The 18,979-nt window shown below is 67.7% G+C and carries 25 protein-coding genes; 6 read left to right on the forward strand and 19 right to left on the reverse strand.

Annotated elements, in window-relative coordinates; all coding sequences use genetic code 11:
• Nucleotides 1-48 precede the first annotated feature (48 nt).
• The 4 genes from EV650_RS17060 to EV650_RS17075 all read right to left on the reverse strand — a co-directional run bounded on the left by EV650_RS17060 (nucleotide 49) and on the right by EV650_RS17075 (nucleotide 3,224).
• On the reverse strand, nucleotides 49-312 hold the full coding sequence (locus EV650_RS17060; RefSeq protein WP_134119724.1) for a hypothetical protein: 264 nt from the start codon (nucleotides 310-312) through the stop codon (nucleotides 49-51).
• A gap of 206 nt (nucleotides 313-518) precedes the next feature.
• Nucleotides 519-1,532: a zinc-dependent alcohol dehydrogenase family protein gene (locus EV650_RS17065; protein ID WP_238174240.1), complete on the reverse strand. Its 1,014-nt coding sequence runs from the start codon at nucleotides 1,530-1,532 to the stop codon at nucleotides 519-521.
• A gap of 7 nt (nucleotides 1,533-1,539) precedes the next feature.
• Complete coding sequence (locus tag EV650_RS17070; RefSeq protein WP_134119725.1) at nucleotides 1,540-2,364, reverse strand: ABC transporter permease; 825 nt, start codon at nucleotides 2,362-2,364, stop codon at nucleotides 1,540-1,542.
• Entirely contained in the window at nucleotides 2,361-3,224 is an 864-nt protein-coding gene (locus EV650_RS17075) for an ABC transporter ATP-binding protein (RefSeq protein ID WP_134119726.1), read from the reverse strand. Before EV650_RS17075 ends, EV650_RS17070 begins: the two co-directional genes overlap by 4 nt.
• Before the next feature lie 152 nt (nucleotides 3,225-3,376).
• On the opposite strand from EV650_RS17075, the gene EV650_RS17080 reads away from it, so the two are divergent.
• Nucleotides 3,377-4,192, forward strand: coding sequence for a GbsR/MarR family transcriptional regulator (locus EV650_RS17080; RefSeq protein WP_134119727.1), 816 nt, complete (start codon nucleotides 3,377-3,379; stop codon nucleotides 4,190-4,192).
• Here the strand turns inward: EV650_RS17080 and EV650_RS17085 are convergent.
• Both EV650_RS17085 and EV650_RS17090 read right to left on the reverse strand, forming a co-directional pair.
• Nucleotides 4,158-5,264: an NAD(P)/FAD-dependent oxidoreductase gene (locus EV650_RS17085; RefSeq protein ID WP_238174241.1), complete on the reverse strand. Its 1,107-nt coding sequence runs from the start codon at nucleotides 5,262-5,264 to the stop codon at nucleotides 4,158-4,160. The two genes, EV650_RS17080 and EV650_RS17085, sit on opposite strands and share 35 nt — an antisense overlap.
• Before the next feature lie 57 nt (nucleotides 5,265-5,321).
• Nucleotides 5,322-6,083: a hypothetical protein gene (locus EV650_RS17090; protein WP_134119729.1), complete on the reverse strand. Its 762-nt coding sequence runs from the start codon at nucleotides 6,081-6,083 to the stop codon at nucleotides 5,322-5,324.
• A gap of 103 nt (nucleotides 6,084-6,186) precedes the next feature.
• Here EV650_RS17090 and EV650_RS17095 point away from each other — a divergent pair, with 103 nt between their 5' ends.
• The gene (locus tag EV650_RS17095) at nucleotides 6,187-6,546 is read left to right on the forward strand and encodes a nuclear transport factor 2 family protein (RefSeq protein ID WP_202874572.1); all 360 of its coding nucleotides are present in this window, start codon (nucleotides 6,187-6,189) and stop codon (nucleotides 6,544-6,546) included.
• Here the strand turns inward: EV650_RS17095 and EV650_RS17100 are convergent.
• Nucleotides 6,543-7,364 carry a SigB/SigF/SigG family RNA polymerase sigma factor gene (locus EV650_RS17100; RefSeq protein ID WP_134119731.1) on the reverse strand — a complete coding sequence of 274 codons (822 nt, stop codon included), beginning with the start codon at nucleotides 7,362-7,364 and terminating at the stop codon, nucleotides 6,543-6,545. The two genes, EV650_RS17095 and EV650_RS17100, sit on opposite strands and share 4 nt — an antisense overlap.
• A 271-nt stretch (nucleotides 7,365-7,635) precedes the next feature.
• Here EV650_RS17100 and EV650_RS17105 point away from each other — a divergent pair, with 271 nt between their 5' ends.
• Nucleotides 7,636-7,869, forward strand: a complete 234-nt coding sequence (locus EV650_RS17105) for a DUF397 domain-containing protein (RefSeq protein WP_134119732.1) — start codon at nucleotides 7,636-7,638, stop codon at nucleotides 7,867-7,869.
• Between the two features lie 227 nt (nucleotides 7,870-8,096).
• Here the strand turns inward: EV650_RS17105 and EV650_RS17110 are convergent, their stop codons facing one another.
• Together EV650_RS17110 and EV650_RS17115 are read right to left on the reverse strand one after the other, a co-directional pair.
• Nucleotides 8,097-8,315, reverse strand: a complete 219-nt coding sequence (locus tag EV650_RS17110; RefSeq protein ID WP_233714578.1) for a hypothetical protein — start codon at nucleotides 8,313-8,315, stop codon at nucleotides 8,097-8,099.
• The gene (locus EV650_RS17115; protein ID WP_238174242.1) at nucleotides 8,312-8,482 is read right to left on the reverse strand and encodes a hypothetical protein; all 171 of its coding nucleotides are present in this window, start codon (nucleotides 8,480-8,482) and stop codon (nucleotides 8,312-8,314) included. The genes EV650_RS17110 and EV650_RS17115 overlap by 4 nt, the downstream gene beginning before the upstream one ends.
• A 478-nt stretch (nucleotides 8,483-8,960) precedes the next feature.
• Here EV650_RS17115 and EV650_RS17120 point away from each other — a divergent pair, with 478 nt between their 5' ends.
• On the forward strand, nucleotides 8,961-9,833 hold the full coding sequence (locus tag EV650_RS17120; protein ID WP_134119734.1) for a Sco1979 family transcriptional regulator: 873 nt from the start codon (nucleotides 8,961-8,963) through the stop codon (nucleotides 9,831-9,833).
• A gap of 3 nt (nucleotides 9,834-9,836) precedes the next feature.
• Here EV650_RS17120 and EV650_RS17125 read toward each other — a convergent pair whose 3' ends face one another.
• Nucleotides 9,837-10,463 (reverse strand): DUF2461 domain-containing protein, encoded by a 627-nt coding sequence (locus tag EV650_RS17125; RefSeq protein ID WP_134119735.1) that lies wholly within the window; start codon nucleotides 10,461-10,463, stop codon nucleotides 9,837-9,839.
• A gap of 41 nt (nucleotides 10,464-10,504) precedes the next feature.
• Between EV650_RS17125 and EV650_RS17130 the strand changes: the two genes are divergently transcribed.
• Nucleotides 10,505-11,458 carry a quinone oxidoreductase family protein gene (locus EV650_RS17130; RefSeq protein ID WP_134119736.1) on the forward strand — a complete coding sequence of 318 codons (954 nt, stop codon included), beginning with the start codon at nucleotides 10,505-10,507 and terminating at the stop codon, nucleotides 11,456-11,458.
• Here EV650_RS17130 and EV650_RS17135 read toward each other — a convergent pair.
• The 3 genes from EV650_RS17135 to EV650_RS17145 all read right to left on the reverse strand — a co-directional run bounded on the left by EV650_RS17135 (nucleotide 11,448) and on the right by EV650_RS17145 (nucleotide 13,414).
• The gene (locus EV650_RS17135) at nucleotides 11,448-12,566 is read right to left on the reverse strand and encodes an epoxide hydrolase family protein (protein ID WP_134119737.1); all 1,119 of its coding nucleotides are present in this window, start codon (nucleotides 12,564-12,566) and stop codon (nucleotides 11,448-11,450) included. The genes EV650_RS17130 and EV650_RS17135 overlap by 11 nt on opposite strands.
• A gap of 42 nt (nucleotides 12,567-12,608) precedes the next feature.
• Nucleotides 12,609-12,911, reverse strand: a complete 303-nt coding sequence (locus EV650_RS17140; protein ID WP_134119738.1) for a hypothetical protein — start codon at nucleotides 12,909-12,911, stop codon at nucleotides 12,609-12,611.
• 215 nt (nucleotides 12,912-13,126) lie between these two features.
• A complete protein-coding gene (locus tag EV650_RS17145) occupies nucleotides 13,127-13,414 on the reverse strand; it encodes a DUF1905 domain-containing protein (protein ID WP_134119739.1) in 288 nt (95 codons plus the stop codon).
• An 87-nt stretch (nucleotides 13,415-13,501) separates the two neighbouring features.
• Between EV650_RS17145 and EV650_RS17150 the strand changes: the two genes are divergently transcribed.
• Complete coding sequence (locus EV650_RS17150) at nucleotides 13,502-14,011, forward strand: GNAT family N-acetyltransferase (RefSeq protein ID WP_134120121.1); 510 nt, start codon at nucleotides 13,502-13,504, stop codon at nucleotides 14,009-14,011.
• Here EV650_RS17150 and EV650_RS17155 read toward each other — a convergent pair.
• The 6 genes from EV650_RS17155 to EV650_RS17180 all read right to left on the reverse strand — a co-directional run bounded on the left by EV650_RS17155 (nucleotide 13,965) and on the right by EV650_RS17180 (nucleotide 18,896).
• Complete coding sequence (locus tag EV650_RS17155; RefSeq protein WP_238174243.1) at nucleotides 13,965-14,900, reverse strand: cation diffusion facilitator family transporter; 936 nt, start codon at nucleotides 14,898-14,900, stop codon at nucleotides 13,965-13,967. The two genes, EV650_RS17150 and EV650_RS17155, sit on opposite strands and share 47 nt — an antisense overlap.
• 160 nt (nucleotides 14,901-15,060) lie before the next feature.
• Nucleotides 15,061-15,465: an ArsR/SmtB family transcription factor gene (locus EV650_RS17160; protein ID WP_134119741.1), complete on the reverse strand. Its 405-nt coding sequence runs from the start codon at nucleotides 15,463-15,465 to the stop codon at nucleotides 15,061-15,063.
• Nucleotides 15,466-15,511: 46 nt separating this feature from the next.
• A complete protein-coding gene (gene nicT / locus EV650_RS17165) occupies nucleotides 15,512-16,567 on the reverse strand; it encodes a Nickel transporter NicT (RefSeq protein WP_202874732.1) in 1,056 nt (351 codons plus the stop codon).
• Nucleotides 16,568-16,631: 64 nt separating this feature from the next.
• Nucleotides 16,632-17,264, reverse strand: coding sequence for a response regulator (locus EV650_RS17170; protein WP_134119742.1), 633 nt, complete (start codon nucleotides 17,262-17,264; stop codon nucleotides 16,632-16,634).
• Nucleotides 17,261-18,406 carry a sensor histidine kinase gene (locus EV650_RS17175; RefSeq protein WP_134119743.1) on the reverse strand — a complete coding sequence of 382 codons (1,146 nt, stop codon included), beginning with the start codon at nucleotides 18,404-18,406 and terminating at the stop codon, nucleotides 17,261-17,263. The genes EV650_RS17170 and EV650_RS17175 overlap by 4 nt, the downstream gene beginning before the upstream one ends.
• A gap of 7 nt (nucleotides 18,407-18,413) precedes the next feature.
• Nucleotides 18,414-18,896, reverse strand: a complete 483-nt coding sequence (locus tag EV650_RS17180) for a hypothetical protein (protein WP_134119744.1) — start codon at nucleotides 18,894-18,896, stop codon at nucleotides 18,414-18,416.
• Nucleotides 18,897-18,979: the final 83 nt, after the last annotated feature.

The following is an 18,979-nucleotide window of genomic DNA, read 5'->3' on the forward strand; positions in this document are numbered from 1 at the left end:
GCCCAACTGCTGTGGTTCGGCGGAGGTGCGGTGGGTACGGCGGATGCGTCAGGAGGTGACGCGGATTCGGCGGTCGCGGATGGCGGCTACTGCTAGGGCGGTGACGAGGAGGGCTACGCCGCCGGCGGCGAGGCCGGTTACCAGGTCGCCGCGGGTGCTCAGGCGGGCGTCGCACTGCATCGGGGTGATGCCATTCTCGGGCTGGAAGACCGAGCCGCAGGCGTCTCCGCCGACGTGGACGGGCCGGACGGCGAACACCACCCCGGCGATCAGCAGGATCACACCCACCGCGCCGAGGACCTTGCTCAGCACCGGCCGCCCTTTCGGGGCGCAGCAGTCAGGATCGACCACGATTGCCTGGTCAGATCCAACATACGCACGCTCACACTCCCTGGCAGCACTCGACCGATCCGCAAGATTTGATCAAATCTAACGCAGCTAGCGGCCAGCCCTGAAGCTCACCACGGCCCGCCGATGGAATCTTCACTTAGTTCTAACGCTCCCCAGGCCGAACCGGTTCAACCGTCAAGAACCGCCACCAAGGACCCGCTCGCGCGCCCGTGCGCGACGTCCGCGAGCGCCCGATCGACCGCGTCGAACGGCACCACCGTCGTATGGGCCCTGACTGGGAGCCGCGCCAGCAGGCGGAACAGTTCCTCCCCGTCGCGGCGGGTATTGGACGTGACGCTGCGAAGATCCCGCTCGTGGAAGAGGTGCCGTTCGTAGTTCAGCGCCGGTACGTCGGACAGGTAGATGCCGGCCACCGCCACGGTCCCGCCGGGCTTGAGCGCTTCGAGTGCATACGGGACCACGTCGCCTGCCGGCGCGAACACGATCGCCGAATCCAACAGCACCGGCGGCCGATCGGCGGTCTCCCCCACGAACACGGCGCCCAACTCGCGGGCAAGCGCTCGATTCCCTTCACCGCGGGTCATGACGAACAGCTCGGCGCCTTGAGCGGTCGCGAGCTGTGCGGTCAGGTGCGCACTCGAGCCGAAGCCGTAGATGCCGAGCCGACCACCGGGTGGCAGGTTCGCGCGGAGCAGTGATCGGTAGCCGATGATCCCGGCGCATAGGAACGGCGCGAGCTCGACTGCGGGCCGGTCGGTCGGCAGCGCGTACGCGTAGTCCTGCGGCACAACGGCGTACTCCGCAAACCCGCCGTCGGCATCCCACCCGGTGTACGTCGACCACGGACAAAGGTTCTCGGCCCCCTGCCGGCAGAACTCACAAACCCCACAAGTCCCCCGCAACCAAGCAATCCCCACCCGATCCCCAACCGCAAACCGCCCGGCCGTTCCGCGGGCGACTACGGTGCCGACTGCTTGGTGGCCGGGGACTGTGCCCGGGTGCTTTGGTGGGAGGTCTCCTTCGGTGAGGTGGAGGTCGGTGCGGCAGATGCCGCAGGCTTCGACCTTCACGAGGACCTCGCCGGGCCTGGGTTCCGGCACGGTACGGCGTACCTTGCGCAGCGGGCCGCTGTCGATCGGGCCCGGACGCTCCACTGCCCATACCTGCATCTGGTCGGTCATGTCTCCATCATGCGACGCGTCGGAGCGCCTGCTCGCGTCGTTCGGCGACCTTTGAGCCCGACTCCCGCCGCGCCATCCGCCGCAGTACGACCGGAGCCAGCAGCAACCCAGCCACAGCCCAGACCCCGAGAACAGCCGCCGTCTCCAGGTGCCGCCAGGACCCGTCAACCTCGACCGCCGGGGACGGCAGCAGCGCCGACCGCATGCCGAGCCCCATCCAGTAGATCGGCGTGACCTGGCCGATCCACTCCAGCCAACTCGGCAGCGCGGTGATCGGATAGAAGATGCCGGAGATCGCGATCAGCCCGAGCATCGGCAACTGGATCAGCCCCTGCGATCGCGCAGTGGTGAACACCGAGCCGAGCACCGCGCCGATCGGCAACGTCGCGACCAGGCCGAGCAGCAACACCCAGCCAAGCGTCAACCAGTGCGCCGACCCGAGCGAGATCCCGTCGACCAGAAACAGCGCAGGGATCAGCAGAATCGCCAGGTCCGCGATCAACCCGCCCCCGACCGACACGACCTTCCCGACGACATAACCGACCAAACCGTTGGGTATGGCCTTGGCGCGGAGCAGCGTTCCGTCGGCGCGGTCGGCTGTGAGGAGCTGGCTGATGCTGACCATGCCCATTGCGGCGTTCATCCCGAGGATGCTCGGCAGTGCGAGCGCGCCGAGCTGGAACCCGGTCGAGCCGAAGTCGCGGTTTCGCAGGAAGAACAGTGCGACCAGCATCAGGATCGGCCAGAGGAAGTGGCTGAGGAGTTCGGCCGGATTCGTGAACGACTGCCGCAGCTCGATCAGCCCACGCTGCCAACCCACTCGGATTCTCATGACTGCTCCCGGACCAGTGCGAGGTAGGTGTCTTCGAGCGAGGCTCGGCGTACTTCGAGTTCGGCGACAGCCTCGCCGTACGTCGCGAACAGTCCGCGGACGAACGCGGTCGAGTCCTCGGTCGACTTGCGGAACGGCCGACCGTCGATCGTCCAGCGGACCTCGTCCTCGCCTGCGATCAGCTTGGTGAGCTGAGCTGTCGTGCCGGCCGCGATGATGCGGCCCGCGGTCAGGACGAGGATGCGGTGCGCGAGCTTGCTCGCCTCGTCGAGGTCGTGGGTGGTGAGCAGGATCGTGGTGTCCTGCTCGGCCGCAAGTCGTCGTACCAGGTCGTGGAACTCCGACCGCGCCTCTGGGTCGAACCCGGCTGTCGGCTCGTCCAGGAACAGTACGTTGGGCCGCCCAACGATCCCGATCGCGACGTCGAGCCGGCGGCGCTGACCGCCGGAGAGGGTCCTGATCTTCTGACCGGCGTGCGCGGTCAGGCCGACCGCGTCGAGCAGTTCGTCCGTCGGCCAGGGGCGCGGCTCGGCCGAGGTTGCGTACGGCGCGTAGTACGAACCGAGGTGATGAAGGAGCTCACGGACTCGCCAGTTGCCGTGGTCGCGCCAGGACTGCAGGACGATGCCGAGCCGGGATCGCCAACGTTCGTCACCCGCGGCCGGGTCGACGCCGAGGACCTCGACCCGGCCCGCCGATCGGAGCCGGAAGCCTTCGAGGATCTCGATCGTCGTGCTCTTGCCGGCGCCGTTCGGGCCGAGTAGCGCGACCACCTCGCCCGGGCCGGCGTCGAACGAGACGTCGTGCAGCACCTCGGTGTCGCCGTACCGCATCCGCAGGCCGTCCACTGTCAGAACCATGGCAGCAAGCTATGTTGCGTTCACTAGATCGGCAATCGTGATGCCTGGCCAGGCAGTCGCGAAACCCTTGGAAACATGGCAATCTGTGCAATGAAGCTGTGAGGGAATGCAACTCGTTGCAATGAGCTGACGGTAAACGCGCGGAGGTATCGATGCCCGGAGGCAGGCTGAGTCACCAGGACCGGCTCGACATCGCGGCCGGACTGGCGGAGGGGTTCGGGTACGCCGAGATCGCGCGGCAACTGCAGCGGCCGACGTCGACGATCAGCCGGGAGGTCGGACGGAACGGCGGCGCGGGCGGGTACCGGGCAGACCACGCGCACTACGCGACCGCCTCGCGAGCCCGGCGCCGACGGGCGGTCGCCGCGGAGGCCGACCGACGTTCGGACGATTCGCGGCGGGCGTATGTTGAGCGGTTTGCGGCGATGATGGTTGAGGGTGGGTTGCCGCGGATGGCTTCGCGAGTGCTTGCGCTGTTATATACGTCCGACTCTCGCACCCTCACCGCGGCCGATCTCGTCCGGGAGCTGCGGGTCAGCCCGGCGTCGATCTCGAAGGCGATCGGTTATCTCGAGCGCGTCGGCATGGTCCATCGTGAGCCCGATCCGCACCGCCGGTTCCAGCACTACGTGATCGCGGACGACGTCTGGCTGAAGGCGTGGGAGGTCAGCGCCCGGACCAACTTCAACTGGGCCGAGACCGCGGCCGAGGGTGTCGAGTTGGTCGGGCGCGACACTCCGGCCGGCGAACGGCTGGCGCAGATGGCCGAGTTCTTCGAACGGCTCAGCGAGGACATGTCCGGCGGCGCAGGCTTCCAGGACTGCCTTTCTGTCCTCGCCGCGCTCTGGCAGGCGGACCGGTTGCTCGAAGACGAACTCGCAATCAAGCTCGGCTGGCCCGTCGAGCGGGTCACTGATGCGCTCGATTACGCGATCAAGGCAGCAGGGGCCGCAGCATCCGCCGAGTGACGCCACCGTCAGCCAGGCCTAGTTCGACCAGGTCGTCGAAGATGTGCTGGTCGCCGGCGGCCGCGCGAATGCCGGCGTCGAGGATTCGTTCCGAGCGGCTGAGCTGGGCGACGAGCGCGGTATGCCGGAGGTGCCTCGACAGCAGGCGAGACGTCCGGCGACGGTACGGCGTACCTGCGTCCGAGCTGCCCGCCCGTAGTGCATCGGCGATCGACCGCCCGGCCAGTAGACCAGTCGCGACCGCGTAGTAGATGCCTTCGCCGGTCATCGGGTTGATCAGTCCGGCAGCGTCGCCGGCGAGCAACACCGGACCGCGCTGCGGACGCCAACTCCACCCGGCGAGCGGCAGGTGATGACCCCACCACGACTCGCCGCCGTCGGTGGCGCCCGGCAGCAGGGTCTCGAGGTGTTGCAGGAGGTCGGATCGCGTCGGGCGGGTGCCGGCCAGCAGTTCGCCGTACCCGACGTTGGACCAGCCGTCGCCGCGGTCGAACGACCAGGCGTACGACGGTTGCCGGCCGGGGCCGTACGCGATGACCTGACTCGCCGCCCGAGCGGGTGGCGTCGGTGCGTACCCACGGATCGCGAGCGCGACCGGACCAGACTTCGTCCCGAGCTCCCGCCGTACGACGGAATGCGCACCGTCGGCGCCGACCACGAAACGGGCGTGCAGGTCGTCGTCGACCGTGACGGATTGGCGTTCGATCGTAAGTCCGCGTACTCGCCGCCGGATCAACTGAGCCCCGGCCGCCTGCGCGGCCTCGACGAGCCGTTGATCGAACACCATCCTCGGCACCACCCAGGTCGGGCGGGACATCTGCCGGTCCACGCCGGCCTGGCCGCGATTCAGGACGAACCGACGTACCGGAGTCCAATCGTCGAGGATCCCGGTGACACCGACCTCGGCGAGCAGATCGAGTACGTGCGGCGCGATCCCGTCACCGCAGGCCTTGTCCCGCGGGAAGTCGTGCCGATCAAGCAACAGAACAGACAGCCCCGGATCCGCCGCCAACGCGCCCAGCGCCACCGAAGCCCCCGCCGGCCCGGCCCCCACAACCACCAAATCCCACACAAGCACCTCCCACCCTTCGGGCCACAGTCTCGCAGCAACCGAAACCCGCGTCGTGGGTCAGGTGCCTGGGCGGCGGCCGGGTTTGTTGGGGCGGCGGGCGGTACGCCGGATGCGCGAGGTGTGCGGAGTGGTCTGGCCGATGGGTGAGACCGGGCGCGGCTCGTCGGGGTCGACGACCTTGAGCGGTGGCGGGACGAAGACGGGGATGGTCTCCTCTTCGTCCTGCGGCACCACCGGCGGCGCGGGCGGACGTGGCGGCGATTGGGCTCGGGCGGCTGACTCTTTGCTTACCCGCACTCGAGGTGCCCCGAGTAGTACGCCCGGCGGGACGATCGGTTCGCGGTGGCGGCGGTGGGGAAGCTCAGTGCTCAGCTTGATGCCGAGCGCATCGATCAGTTTGCTGCAGGCAACGATGGAGACGGCGACCGCGACTACCGTGCAGGCCGCGAAGAGGATCGACTGGCCGCCGGACGACCAGTTCGACGGGTCGGTGCGGACCATGGCGGCGATCATCGCGACCACGAATGCGTTGGTGATGCCGATGGCGACGGCCAGGCCGACCGTACAGAGCAGTACTCGCCGCTCCAGCCCGACATCGTCGGCCGCGGCAACGAGTCCGGCGATCAATCCCGCGAGTACCGGGACTGTATAGACAAGCGCCAGCGTGAGGCCGGGGCTGGCGACGAGGTAGAAGATGTCGAAGACGATCGCGGTGCCGGTTAGTGCGGCTGCGAAGCACACCACCATCGGCGGGTAGGCGCGCAGCACCGAGACCGTGTCCGCGGGCACGGTCTTGAACATCCGCAACGCCAACAGCAACTACTCATCCCCTCGTCCTCCCCCATTGTGCAGGTCCCCACCACCGTCCGTGAGACTCCCCAACCAGCGAGTCGCCGACCCACCGCACTTTAGGGTGGTGCGGGTGGATGAGGTACGGGTTGCGGTCGAGGCGGAGCTGAGGTTGTTGCTTCCGGAGGTTCGGGGGTCGGCGGAGGCGGTGGACGCCTTACTCGATCCCGAGTTCGTCGAGGTCGGCGCTTCGGGGCGGTTGTGGGATCGGCCGGCGATCGTCGAGGCACTGGCGTCCGGGGAGATCACCGACACGGATCCGATCGAGGCGACCGAGGTCGCCGGGGTGCGGTTGGCCGAGGATCTCGTCCACGTGACCTATCTGTCCCGTCGTACCGGTGGTGCGCCGGTCCGCCGCAGCTCGATCTGGCGGCGGACCGACGGCACCTGGCGGCTCTACTACCACCAAGGCACGCCGACCGAGAAGGCTTAGGCGGCCGTCTGCGTCGGAGCCAGCTTGTCCCGGAGGTCCTCGAGGATCCGGCGGAGGACGCGCGACACCTGCATCTGGCTGACGCCGATGTCGTCGCCGATCTCCGACTGCGTCCAGCCCTCGATGAACCGCAGCTGCAGGATCCGGCGATCGCGGTCGCCCAGATCGGACAGCACCGGCTCCAGCATTTCCACCGCTTCCAGTTGGTCGATGGTCGCGTCGTCGTCATCGGCGACCACGTCGGCCAGCGTGAGTTCCGCGTCGGCCTCGGCCGGGCGGTCCAGCGAGAGCACGTTGAAGCAGCCCTTCGCCGCGAGTGCCTGCTCGACCTCGGTCACCTCGACCTCGAGGTGCTCGGCGATCTCCGCCGGCGTCGGCTCGCGGTTCAGCTGCTGCTCGAGCTCCGGCAGCTTGCTCGCGATCGTGCCTTGCATCTCCTGCAGCCGGCGCGGAATCCGGACCGTCCAGGCGCAGTCGCGGAAGTACCGCTTGACCTCGCCCCGGATGGTCGGGATGGCGAACCCGATGAACGGGGTCTCCGCCTCCAGCCGGTAGTGGTGGGCTGCTTTCAGCAGGCCCAGGTAGGCGACCTGCTCCAGGTCGTCGGACTCGGCGCCCCGGCCGCGGAAGCGGCGCGCGATGCCCTTGGCCATTTCGAGGTTGAGTTCGACGACTTGTTCGAGAAGTTCCTGCCGCTCGCCTTCGGCGGTGCTGACAGCCCGGCGTTCCATCAGTTCCCGGGTAGCTGTTTCACGTGCGGCCCGATCGGGCTGAGTGGCTGTGCGGGTCGACGCCCGCTCCATGATGCTGGTGACCATTGGTATGACCTCGCGACTGTCTCGTCACGGCGTGGCACTTCGCTGAACCACGGTCATGCCTGCAGAGAGAGTCGTACCCCGGCACTCGCCAACTCATGCATCGAGCCCAAAACCGTCACTGGGGGCGACCGGACACGTCTGTCCGGCGGGCCGCGACAGGCGCATCGTCACAGGAAGTAAGGGAGCGGACACATGACCCCAAAACGTGTACGATGCAAATGCAAGGCCAGATGCACGTGCATATGCCAAGGACGTACGGAAGGTGCAGCAGATGACTGCGATCTACAACGGCATGCCCGGCGACTCGAATGGTGAGCTGATCTGGCGCAAGAGCCAGCGCAGCAACGCGAACGGCCAATGTGTCGAGGTAGCGAAGCTGCCCGACGGCGGTGCGGCGGTGCGCAACTCGCGCTTCACCGACGGCCCGGCACTGGTGTTCACCAAGGCCGAAATCGAGGCGTTCCTCGGCGGCGTTCACGACGGCGATTTCGACGATCTCGCCTGAGCAACACCGCGCAACACGAAAGCAAGGGCCCCTTCGCCAGGCGAGTGACGAAGGGGCCCTTTCGTGTGTCCGGAGAGTCCGGTACGACGGCCGCGCGGTGACGCCGGCCCGGTCGTGTCCAAGTCATTTCAGGGGCCCGCTCAGGCGGCTCAGCGGCGTACAAAAACGCCAGGGCCGAACTCTCCGGCGAGAGTCGGCCCTGGCGTGCCTGAGGGGCAGGTAGCGGGTTACTGGACGGTGAGCGGCCAGAGCTGCTCGCTCGGCAGCTCCGATGCCTTCCCGGTCGCCGCATTGTCAACGGTGATTCGCAATCCGGTGAACTTCGGCGTCATCACGCGCTGGTACCGCGAAGCGCGGTCCGGCTCCGCGACGTACTCGGCGATCAAGTGGTCGCCCAACCAGATCCGCACCATCTTCCGTCCTCCTACTGCTCTGTCGGTGGTCATTGAGCCAGGCTCACGATCGGGTCGCCGTCGAGTTGGCGAACCCCGCGCAACCAGCCCTCGAAGGCCCAGCGCTGTTGCTCGGGGCAACGCGCGACCAGCTCCTGGATCTCCCGCTCCGTCAGCTCCTCGGGCGCGCGGCCGCCGGTCATGTCTGCGGTCTGCTCCACAACTTCACTGTCGTTGTCGTTCATCGACTCGGGTTCCCCAACCAGTCATGCCAACGGGGGGCCGTTGGCGGTCTGTAAGGACCGGCCTGCTGGATCACGCGATGTCACCCATCGCGAGATTCAGCTCACCTTCTGTGCATGAATCAATCATGGCGTCGGCACGCGACGAATGCAAGCGCCCGATGCACGTGCATCGGCACGTTTTCCAATTCGAGACCACAACGGGCCCGATTCCGCCTGAATCAGCCTCGATCGGCCGCCCTCGGCCCGGGTTCAGCGCCGCTCAGCGGGCTAGTATGTACTGACAAATAGATCCAGACCGGATCGGCTACTCTTACGCTCCGTGTTCGCTGCTGCGGATCCGGCGCTCTTTTGTAAGAGCCTCGGCAGATCGAGGCGCAACCGTGCGATGATGAGCACCTGCGGGTGAGGTTTTGCCGATGTTGAAGACAGCTGCTGGGGGCCGTGGGAGGTGGGTGTGACCGAGTCGGGCGCGCAAGGCGGGCCGACGACGCTGCGCATCATTCTCGGAGGACATCTACGCCGGATGCGGGTGGCGGCTGGGATCAGCCGGTCCGACGCTGGATGGGAGATCCGCTCGTCGGAGTCGAAGATCAGCCGGATGGAGCTGGGCCGGATCGGCCTGAAGGAACGCGACGTCGGCGATCTGCTGAAGTTGTACGGTCTCGATGACGACGAGGAACGCGCTCGTCTGCTGGCTCTGGCCGCCGAGGCGAACAACCCTGGCTGGTGGCACCGGTACGGCGACGTGCTGCCGAGCTGGTTCCACGCGTACATCGACCTCGAAGCCGCCGCACAGCTGATCCGTCTGTATGACCTCCAGCTTGTTCCCGGACTGCTTCAGACCCGCGAGTACACCCGCGCGGTCGTCCAGCTCGGCCGCGGGACGGTTCCGACCGAGGAGGTCGAGCGCCGGATCACCCTGCGGCTCAAGCGGCAGGAAGTTCTGACCCGTCCGGATCCGGTCCGGCTGTGGGCTGTCGTCGACGAGGCAGCGCTTCGCCGCCCGGTCGGCGGCGTCAGCTGCATCATCGAGCAGTTGAACTACCTGATCGAGATGTCCGAGCTCTCGAACGTGACGCTGCAGGTGGCGCCGTTCAGCCTCGGCGGCCACTCGGTCCAGGCCGGCGCGTTCACGATCCTCCGGTTCCCGGAAGAGGATCTGCCGGACAAGGTCTACATCGAGCACCTCAGCAGCGCCCTGTATCTGGACAAGCCCGAAGACCTCGACCAGTACACGGCCGCGATGGAAGCGCTGTGCGTCGCCGCACCGACACCCAGCAAGACCCGCGACATCCTCACCAACATCCGCAAGGACTTCGAGCGCTGACCGTCAGCTGTTGTCAGTGATCCAGGTGATGAGGGCTTGGGTGGCCTTCCAGTCGCTGCGGACTGCCGCGGCCAGGTCCGGGGTGTGGATGATCGGCTCGAAGCCGTAGTTCTTGCTCACGGTCAGAGACTTGTGGCGGAGCAGGTCAATGCGCGGGTGGTCGGCGTCGTACCCGCGGGGCGTGGTCTTGAGTTTGTCGCCGCCGACGGTCCAACCGGCCTTGGTGAGTTTGGCGAGTAGCTTCTCCAGCTGCTTGCCGCGACGGTCCTCGTCGATCGCTGTCCGGACGCGCGCCAGCCGCTCGGAGCTCGCGTCGTAGAAGCCGGCGGCGACCCGGACACCGGGCGCGGACACCTGGATGTACCAACCGGTCGCCGGCGCGACGTCGATGAACGCACCCTGATGCGTCTTGTACGGCGTCTTGTCCTTGGCGAACCGCACATCGCGGTACGGTCGGAACAGCTTCGCCGCACCGAACTCCTCCTCGAGCTCCGCGAGCAGCTCCGTCATCGGCGCCCGTACCGACTCCTCGTAGACGTGCTTGTGCTCCGTCCAGAACGACTTGGTGTTGTCCATTTCGAGATCGTCGTAGAAGTCCAGCGCCGCCGCCGGAAAGCCGGTAAAACTCATGCCGTAACGATAGTTCGCCCGACAGAACGGACAGACACCAGATGCGCGCGATCCAGGTCACCCAGTTCGGTGGTCCCGAGGTACTCGTCCCGACCGAGCTCGACCCGCCGGTCGCCGGGCCGGACCAGCTGCTGGCCGAGGTGAGCGCGGCCGGGGTCAACTTCGCCGACACCCACCGCACCGACGGTTCGTACCGGGGCGGCATGACGCTCCCGTTCGTCCCCGGCGTCGAGATCGTCGGCCGCACCGACACCGGCCGCCGGATCCTCTCCCCCATCTTCGAGACCGGAGGCGGGTACGCCGAGTACGCGCTGGCGCCGGCGCACCGGGTGGTCGACGTACCGGACGAGGTCGGCGACGGGCAGGCGCTCGCGCTGCTCATCCAAGGACTGACGGCCTGGCACGTACTGCGGAACAGTGCGCGGCTCTCCGCCGGTGAGACAGTCCTGGTGAACGCGGCCGCAGGTGGCGTCGGCTCGATCGCCGTTCAACTGGCGAAGCACTTCGGCGCCGGTCAGGTCATCGCGACCGCCTCGACCGAGGCCAAGCGGGAGTTGGCGCTGGAGCTCGGCGCAGACGTTGCCATCGACAACGACCCGGACGGGTACGTCGATCGGGTGCGCAAGGCAACAGATGGTCGAGGCGTGGATGTCGTGCTGGACTCGACCGGCGGACCGACGATGCTCGCAGGCATCGACTCACTCGCCGGATTCGGCCGCCTGGTCAACTACGGCAACGCCGGCCGCGAGGGTCGCCCGTCGGTCGACCCGAGTGCGCTTGCCCAACGCAACCTTTCGGTCGCCGGCTTCTGGCTGGTGCCAGCGATGGACCTGCCCGGCGGGTACGTCGAACCGCTGACCGAGCTCCTAGCCCTCACCGCCGCGAAGGAGCTTCGTCCACTCGTCGGCGCGGAGTACCCGCTCGAGGATGCCCGTCGCTCCCACGAGGAGCTGCTGGCCCGCCGGACGACCGGCAAGCTGGTCCTCAAGCCCTGAAGAAAGCGCGGATGTCGGCGGCGAGCACGTCCGGCTGTTCCAACGCGGCGAAATGACCGCCGCGCGGGTAACTGGTCCAGCGAACGATGTTGTCGCTGTCAACGACCTTGTGCCGCAGCGGGATGAAGTTCTCGTGCGCCAGGTCGAGCAACGCCGTCGGCGTCCGCGAGGGCTCGGACGGTTGTCCCCAGTACGACGCATGCGCGCGCTCGTAGTAGATCGCGCCGGCCGATCCCCCGGTCCGGGTCAGCCAGTAGAGCATCACGTTCGTCAGCAGCAGATCGCGATCGATCGGCGCTGCCGGATCCGCCCAGGTCGCGAACTTCTCCGCGATCCAGGCCAGCTGCCCGACCGGCGAGTCGGTCAGCGCGTACGCCAACGTCTGCGGTCGCGTCGACTGCAGGTCGGCGTACCCCTGCTGCTCCGACGCGAAGCCCTGCTGACGCCGCCACGAGGCCCAAGTCCGTTCGCGCTCGGCCGGGTCGAGCGGCTCGAGCTCCTCCGGTGTCGGCTCGGAGGTCGCACCCGCACCAGGGATCAGGTTGAGGTGTACGCCGATCACCCGGTCGGGATCGATTCGCCCGGCCTCGCGGGAGATCGCGGCACCCCAGTCGCCGCCCTGAACGCCGTACTGCTGGTAACCGAGCCGGGTCATCAGCTCGGTCCAGGCACGAGCGACGCGCTTGAACTCCCAGCCAGCCTCGCGCACCGGGCCGGACAACGTGAACCCCGGGATGGTCGGGAACACCAGGTGGAAGTCGGTCAGCAGCTTGGCGAACTCGACGAACTCGACGATCGACCCCGGCCAGCCGTGCGTCACGACCAGCGGGATCGCGTCCGGATCCACTGACGGGATGTGGGCGAAATGGACCCGAGCCCCGTCGATCGTGGTGGTGTACTGCGGCCACTCGTTCAACCGCGCCTCGGCCGTCCGCCAGTCGTACTCGTCCCGCCAGTAGGCAACCAAGTCCTGGAGATAGGCCAGCGGGACACCGCGCGACCAGCCGACGCCGGGAAGCTCGTCCGGCCAGCGGACCAGCTCCAGGCGTCGACGTAGGTCGTCCAGCTCGCTCTCCGGCACGTCCAGCCGGAACGGTTCGATCGTCACCTCAGCACCTTGACGCACTGAGGGCGGCCGCGCATCCCGAATTCAGGCGGTGACCTTGGCGCGAGTCCGGTCGCGGATCACCTTGATCGCGACGGCGGCGATCAGGCACAGCACACCGGCGCTGATCACGATGGTCGCCAAGGTGGCCGCACTGTTCAGCGCGTTGTCGCAGGCCATCGGCGTGATGCCGCCGGCCGGCTGGAACGCCGAACCGCAGTCCGCACCGGCAGCCGAGACCGAGCGCAGGCCGAGAAGCGCCCCGCAGAGCAGCAGAACCACTCCGGCAGCGCCGAGGATCTTGTTCAGCGTGATCACGATCAGACCGGATCCGCTGGTCTTGGGCATGCAGAACGCATACCCCGTGAGCCCCGTAGCACTTCGATCACTCCTGACTTCGACGGACCACCCAAGCATCGAACTTACGGTCAGGCCCGCGATGATCCCCACCCGAGCAGCCGGTCAGGACCGATTCTTCACAGAGACCTTACTCAGAACATGACCGACTGTGACGGTGATCTCAGATCAAATGACTGTGATCTCAGATCAAATGGAAGTGACCGTCACCCGAGGCGTTCTTCCAGGTGGACCGTGATCTCCTCGCCCGGGTCCTTGCCGATCAGGTCGCGCAGGTCGCCCTTGACGGGCAGTTTGTGGGTCCCGTCGCCGAGCGCCATGAACGAGCTCTCGAACGGGTGGCCGTCCATGGTGCCGCGGACTTTCACCAGGCCGCGAGTACCGAAGTACTCCGCCGATCCCGGCAGCTGCACGTAGGTCCAGCCGCCCTTGGCGTCGCTCTTCAGCAGCGGCGCGGTGAAGGTCTTGTCCAGCTTTCCGGTCTTCTGGCTCACGGTGAGCTCCTCTCTACACGCTTAGGTAGAGACTGCGGGCACGCTTTCGACATCCACGGCCAACCTATTCTGGAACTTGTGCAGACGATGATCCGCCGGGCCGGGCGGGACGACGTACCGGCGGTGCTGGCCCTCCTCGACGGGGCGACGGAGTGGCTGGTCGCCCGCGGGCAGACCGAGCAGTGGGGTACGACGCCACACTCGACGAGCCCGCGCCGGGTCGAGCAGATCACCGCGTTCGCCCAGGACGGCGAGTTGTGGGTCAGCGAGGCCGACGGGCGCGTGGTCGGCGCACTCGCGGTCGGCGCCGCGATGGATTACGTGCCTGCGGCAACCGAACCCGAGCTGTACGTCCGTCTCTTGGTGACAGACCGTGCATCCGCCGGGCAGAACATCGGCGGCGTGCTACTCGACCACGCCCGCGCGCTGGCCCGGGAGGCCGGCGTCGGTTTGCTCCGCGTCGACTGCTTCGCGGGCGGCGACGGAGGGCTGGTCCGGTACTACGAGAAGCAGGGCTTCACGCCAGACGCGGAGTTCGCCGTACCGCGGGTCAATGATGCGGACTGGCCGGGTCAGGTGCTCTCCCAGCATCTGTGATCGACCGGTGTACGGCGCCGTGCGCGTCACTGCAATGAGACCCGCCGGTGGCGTGGTCGACCTGGAGCGTGGAGTGCGTCAGATGGTGGCGCTCGGCAAGCACTTCCTCGATCCGCATCCGGATCTGGTGACAGTCGAGGCCCTCGGCAACCAAGATGTGCGCGGAGGCGGCCGGCTCACCGGACGTGATCTCCCAGACGTGCAGGTCGTGGATCTCGACCACACCGTCCACCGCGCACAGTTCGGCGCCGAGCGCCTGCGGGTTGATCGCGGTCGGCGCGGCCTCGAGGAAGATCCGGCCAGAGTCGCGGACCAGTGAGATACCGGCCTTGAGCATCAGCGCGGCGACCACCAGCGCGGCAATCGCGTCCGCCCGGGCGAACCCGGTCAGCAGCACGATCAGACCGGCGATCGCGGTCGCGATGAACGCGAACAGGTCGTTCAGGATGTGCTGGAACGCGCCCTCGACGTTCAGGCTCGAGCGGTTCGCCTTGCTGATCAGCCAGGTGGCGAACAGGTTGACCACGATCCCGACCACACCGGTGATCAGCACCAGCGCGCCCTTGACCTCGGGCGGATGGATCATCCGGTTGACGGCCTCGTAGACGAAGTACACGGCGAGCAGCAGCAGCGTGATGCCGTTGGCCTGCGCGGACAGGATCTCGACCCGCTTGAACCCGTACGTGAACCCGCCCGCCGGCGGCTTCGCGGCCAGCCGGATCGCCAGCAGCGCGAGCGCGATGGCGATCGCGTCGGTGAGCATGTGCGCCGCGTCAGTGACCAAAGCCAGCGAACCGGCCGCGAACCCGACGATCACTTCGGCGATCATGAACCCGACGATCAGCGCGAGCGCACCGCCGAGCAGTTTGCGATCGGCATCGGAACTCACGGCGTGTCCATGTCCGTGGCCGTGCTCGTCGGAGGTCACGGGGCCTCCCGGTCTGGACTGAGGAGCGCAGGGAGCGAAGCGACCGGAGCGACGAGGGAAGACCGGGAGTTAAAGCCCCGTGACCACGCCGGCGCCGAAGGCCCGGCCAAAAGCACAGCGCTCATGACTCGGACCGTTCGGGGTGGATGGCGTCGGTGTGCTCGGTGTGGGCGACGGCGAGGTCGAGCAGCATTCGCACGTGCCCGTCGTCGAGTCGGTAGAAGGCGTTCCGCCCATCCCGCCGTACAACGACCACGCGGTGAGCTCGCAGCAGCCGCAGCGCATGGGAGGTCGCGGACTCGCTCAGTCCGGTGATGACGGCCAGATCGCAGACGCACAGCTCACCGTCGAGCAGCGCGACCAGCAGCTTCAACCGGCGCGGATCGCCGAGCAGGCTGAACACGTCGGCGGTGTCGACGATGTCGTCCTCGCCGGGCATCCTGGCATTGACGCTCGCCACCCGCTCGGGGTCCACCAGCCGGACGTTGCACTGGTCGATGCCCTGCACATCTGCAGAACTGTTCATACGTCGAGAGTAGGGCAGTCACCCGGCCCACGGCAAGCAGGTCGAATTACTGGGCGGACCATTTCTGTTCGATCCGGGCGTACTTCCAGATCGCGTGGGCGGCGAGCCAGGTGACGACGAACAGGCCGACGATGGCGTAGCCGACGTAGTTCAGGTCGATGCCGGCGATCGCGGCGAGTGGGCCGTGGTCGATGTGGAACCTGTCGGTGAGGATCGAGATCAGCTCGATGCTGCCGATCACCAGCGCGACGACGACCGACAGGCCGGTGATGGTGATGTTGTAGTAGACCTTCCGGACCGGTTTCGCGAACGCCCAGCCGTAGGCGAAGTTCATCAGGCAGCCGTCGATGGTGTCGAGCAGGCTCATCCCGGCGGCGAACAGGATCGGCAGCGTGAGTACGGCGTACCAGGGCAGGCTGAACGCGGCCGCGCCGCCGGCGAGCACCAGCAGACTGACCTCGGTCGCGGTGTCGAACCCGAGGCCGAACAGGAAGCCGATCGGGTACATCTGCCACGGCCGGGTGACCGCCTTCGTCACGCCGGACAGGATCCGGTTCATGAAGCCGCGGTTGTCGAGGTGCTGCTCGAGCGATGCCTCGTCGTACTCGCCGGTGCGCATCCGGCGGAAGACCTTGATCACGGCGATCAGGACCGCGAGGTTGAGCGCGGCGATCAGGTACAGGAAGACGCCGGAGACCGCCGTACCGATGACGCCGGTGGTCTGCTGCAGCCGGGAGGACCCGTCCGCGACCTGACCGGCCAGCGCGCGGACGCCGATCCCAAGCAGGAAACACAGTCCGAACACGACGCTCGAATGCCCGAGCGAGAACCAGAACCCGACCGACAACGGCCGGCGTCCGTCCGCCATCAGCTTCCGGGTCGTGTTGTCGATCGCCGCGATGTGGTCGGCGTCGAACGCGTGCCGCATCCCGAGCGTGTACGCCGTGACGCCGAGCCCGACCCCGAACACGCCGGCCGATCCCAGCGCGTAGTGCCGGGGCGCGACAACCAACGCCAGCACACCCCAACCGACCAGATGCAAGAGCAGCACGAACGCCGCCATCGCGCCGACCGAACCCCACTCCCGCCCGGTCACATCCATCCGCCTCACGAGTCGCCAGTAAACGCCGACCGCCCTCCAGATGCAACCCAGTCGCACAAACCTGTCAGGCGAGACCTAGCCGGTAGGCGTACGCGACGGCCTGGGCTCGGTCGCGGAGATTGGCTTTGGCGAAGAGGTGGTTGATGTGGGTCTTGACGGTGGCTTCGCTGACGACCAGGTGGCGGGCGATCTCGGTGTTGGACAGACCCTCGGCGATCAGGCGGAGGACCTCCAGCTCGCGCGGGGTCAGGCCGGTGTCGGTGGGCTCGGGCGGTTTGGTGGTCGCGCCTTCGATCAGGCGGCGCTGGACCTCGGCGTCGACGATCGACTGACCGGCGGCCGCCGCTTCCAGGGCGCGACCGATCGACTCGGCATCGGCGTCCTTGGTCAGGAATCCACGGGCGCCGGCCCGGAGCGCGGACAGCACCGAGTCGTCATCGCTGTACGTCGTGAGTACGACGACCTCGGTCCGCGGATGGTCCGTCCGCACCTGACGGGTCGCCTCGACGCCGTCCATCGTCGGCATCCGCAGATCGACGAGCAGGACGTCCGGATCGTGCTCGGCGACCAGGCGGACCGCTTCCTGACCGTCCGACGCCGCCGCGACCACGTCGATCCCAGGCATCAGCTTGAGCAACGTGACCAACCCGTCGCGGACCACCGTCTGGTCGTCGGCGACCACCACACGCACACTCATACCGTGAGCTCCACTCGCCAGCCTGTCGAGGTCGGGCCGGCCTCCAAGGATCCGCCGACCAGGTCGGCACGTTCGCGCATCCCGAGCAGACCATAACCGCCCGGCGTCGCTCGCTCCGGACGCTTACCCGGCTGGTCTTCCACGGTGAGCCGTACGACGTCGCCGTACGACAGCTTCACCTGCACCGGCGCACCCGGCGCGTGCTTGCGAGTGTTCGCCAGCGCCTCCTGCACGGTCCGGTACAGCGTGCTCATCACGTCAGCCGGCAGCTCCCGCTCGGAACCTTCCACCTCGAACTCCGCCGTCGCCCCACTCTCCAGCCGATACGCCGTGACCAGATCACCAAGCGCCCGTACGTCGGGAACCGCGTCCTCCCGCAGGGCAGCGACCGCCCGCCGCGCCTCGGCCAACCCCTCGGCCGCCAACCCCTGCGCCCGCGTCACCTGCTCGACAGCCTCAGCCGAAGCGCCGTCCCGCACGAGCATCAGCCGAGCACCCTGCAGACTCAACGACAGCCCGGCCAGGGAATGCGCCAGTACGTCGTGCACGTCGCGCGCGATCCGGGCCCGCTCAGCCAGTGCCGCTGCGCGCCCGTGTTCCTCGATCGCGGCCTGCTTACGAGCCAGCGAGACCTCGAGGTCCTCCAACTGCTGCTCCCGGGTCCGCCGGTTGATCGAGGCCAGCGTCAGCGCCACCACGCCGAACGCGGTCCCCAGCGCGGCCGTCCCCGACCGGGTCGTGACGTACAGCGGAACGCTCGCGCCGAGGATCCCGACCGCGACGATCACCCACGCGATCGTGCTGGGCCGGTAGTACCTGATCGCGGATCGCGTCACCCAGAACGGGAGGACGATCAGGACGCTGCCGGGCAGCGCGAACCAGAGCAGCGAACCGGCGATCGCGAACACGAGCAGGCCGTAACCGGCCCGGCCCAGCGGTTCGCCGTACCGGAGCCCGAACAGCGAGACGTTGCTGGCGACAACGATCACGCCGAGGGCCACGATCAGCGGGTAGGGCAGCCGACGCTCGGTGTCCGAGGCGGCGAGGACCACCGAGACGACGGTCAGCACACCCGGCACCGCGCGCAGCAGCAGACCAGGCACGGAGGAGTCCCGTACCTGGTCTGCGAGCGTCCATCTCATTGGCTCATCATGCCCGCTGCGCGGCCAGCGGGATGTTCATCGCGAGCGAGCGGCGGTAGATCATCGCGCTCTGGGCGGCGAGGGTGAGGCCGATGGTCAGCGCGATCGTCGAGGAGCCGAACGAGGTGTGCGGCCAGAGCGCGGCCGAGGCGAATTCCGTACCGACCCGGAGCGCGATGGTCACCAGCCAGAGCACCAGCGTCGCGGCGGTGCCCTTCTGGAACAGGCCCTGCTCGGTCTGCGACAGCCGGACGCTGGCGCCGCGGGCGACGCCGAAGCCGACCAGGACGACACAGTCCAGAGCGAGGAACGCGAGCTGACCGGTGGAGGCGCCGTGCACGGCGGAGGAGAGCGAGAGGAGACCGATGCCGAGCAGGATCACCGGCATCAGGAACAGCGACTTCTGCGTGACGAGCGAACCGGTCACCTGCCGGCCGATCACGCGCACCAGCACCAGCAGACCCACCAAGATACCGATTACGGCCGACATTTCCGGGTTCCTTCCGAGGAGGTTTGTTGTTGAGGACAACCCTCCTCGGATCCGGCTGCCGGGACGTCAGCCCCGAGGTGAGA

This window comes from Kribbella kalugense (genome assembly GCF_004365875.1).
In the GTDB taxonomy this organism is placed as follows: domain Bacteria; phylum Actinomycetota; class Actinomycetes; order Propionibacteriales; family Kribbellaceae; genus Kribbella; species Kribbella kalugense.

Excerpts from the sequence above, each read along its gene's own strand:
- EV650_RS17065 (WP_238174240.1), bottom strand. The coding sequence starts at position 1,532 with ATGACCGACCAGATGCAGGTATGGGCAGTGGAGCGTCCGGGCCCGATC.
- EV650_RS17070 (WP_134119725.1), bottom strand. The coding sequence starts at position 2,364 with ATGAGAATCCGAGTGGGTTGGCAGCGTGGGCTGATCGAGCTGCGGCAG.
- EV650_RS17075 (WP_134119726.1), bottom strand. The coding sequence starts at position 3,224 with ATGGTTCTGACAGTGGACGGCCTGCGGATGCGGTACGGCGACACCGAG.
- EV650_RS17080 (WP_134119727.1), top strand. The coding sequence starts at position 3,377 with ATGCCCGGAGGCAGGCTGAGTCACCAGGACCGGCTCGACATCGCGGCC.
- EV650_RS17100 (WP_134119731.1), bottom strand. The coding sequence starts at position 7,364 with ATGGTCACCAGCATCATGGAGCGGGCGTCGACCCGCACAGCCACTCAG.
- EV650_RS17105 (WP_134119732.1), top strand. The coding sequence starts at position 7,636 with ATGACTGCGATCTACAACGGCATGCCCGGCGACTCGAATGGTGAGCTG.
- EV650_RS17110 (WP_233714578.1), bottom strand. The coding sequence starts at position 8,315 with ATGACCACCGACAGAGCAGTAGGAGGACGGAAGATGGTGCGGATCTGG.
- EV650_RS17125 (WP_134119735.1), bottom strand. The coding sequence starts at position 10,463 with ATGAGTTTTACCGGCTTTCCGGCGGCGGCGCTGGACTTCTACGACGAT.
- EV650_RS17130 (WP_134119736.1), top strand. The coding sequence starts at position 10,505 with ATGCGCGCGATCCAGGTCACCCAGTTCGGTGGTCCCGAGGTACTCGTC.
- EV650_RS17140 (WP_134119738.1), bottom strand. The coding sequence starts at position 12,911 with ATGCCCAAGACCAGCGGATCCGGTCTGATCGTGATCACGCTGAACAAG.
- EV650_RS17150 (WP_134120121.1), top strand. The coding sequence starts at position 13,502 with ATGATCCGCCGGGCCGGGCGGGACGACGTACCGGCGGTGCTGGCCCTC.
- EV650_RS17160 (WP_134119741.1), bottom strand. The coding sequence starts at position 15,465 with ATGAACAGTTCTGCAGATGTGCAGGGCATCGACCAGTGCAACGTCCGG.
- nicT (WP_202874732.1), bottom strand. The coding sequence starts at position 16,567 with ATGGATGTGACCGGGCGGGAGTGGGGTTCGGTCGGCGCGATGGCGGCG.
- EV650_RS17170 (WP_134119742.1), bottom strand. The coding sequence starts at position 17,264 with ATGAGTGTGCGTGTGGTGGTCGCCGACGACCAGACGGTGGTCCGCGAC.
- EV650_RS17175 (WP_134119743.1), bottom strand. The coding sequence starts at position 18,406 with ATGAGATGGACGCTCGCAGACCAGGTACGGGACTCCTCCGTGCCTGGT.
- EV650_RS17180 (WP_134119744.1), bottom strand. The coding sequence starts at position 18,896 with ATGTCGGCCGTAATCGGTATCTTGGTGGGTCTGCTGGTGCTGGTGCGC.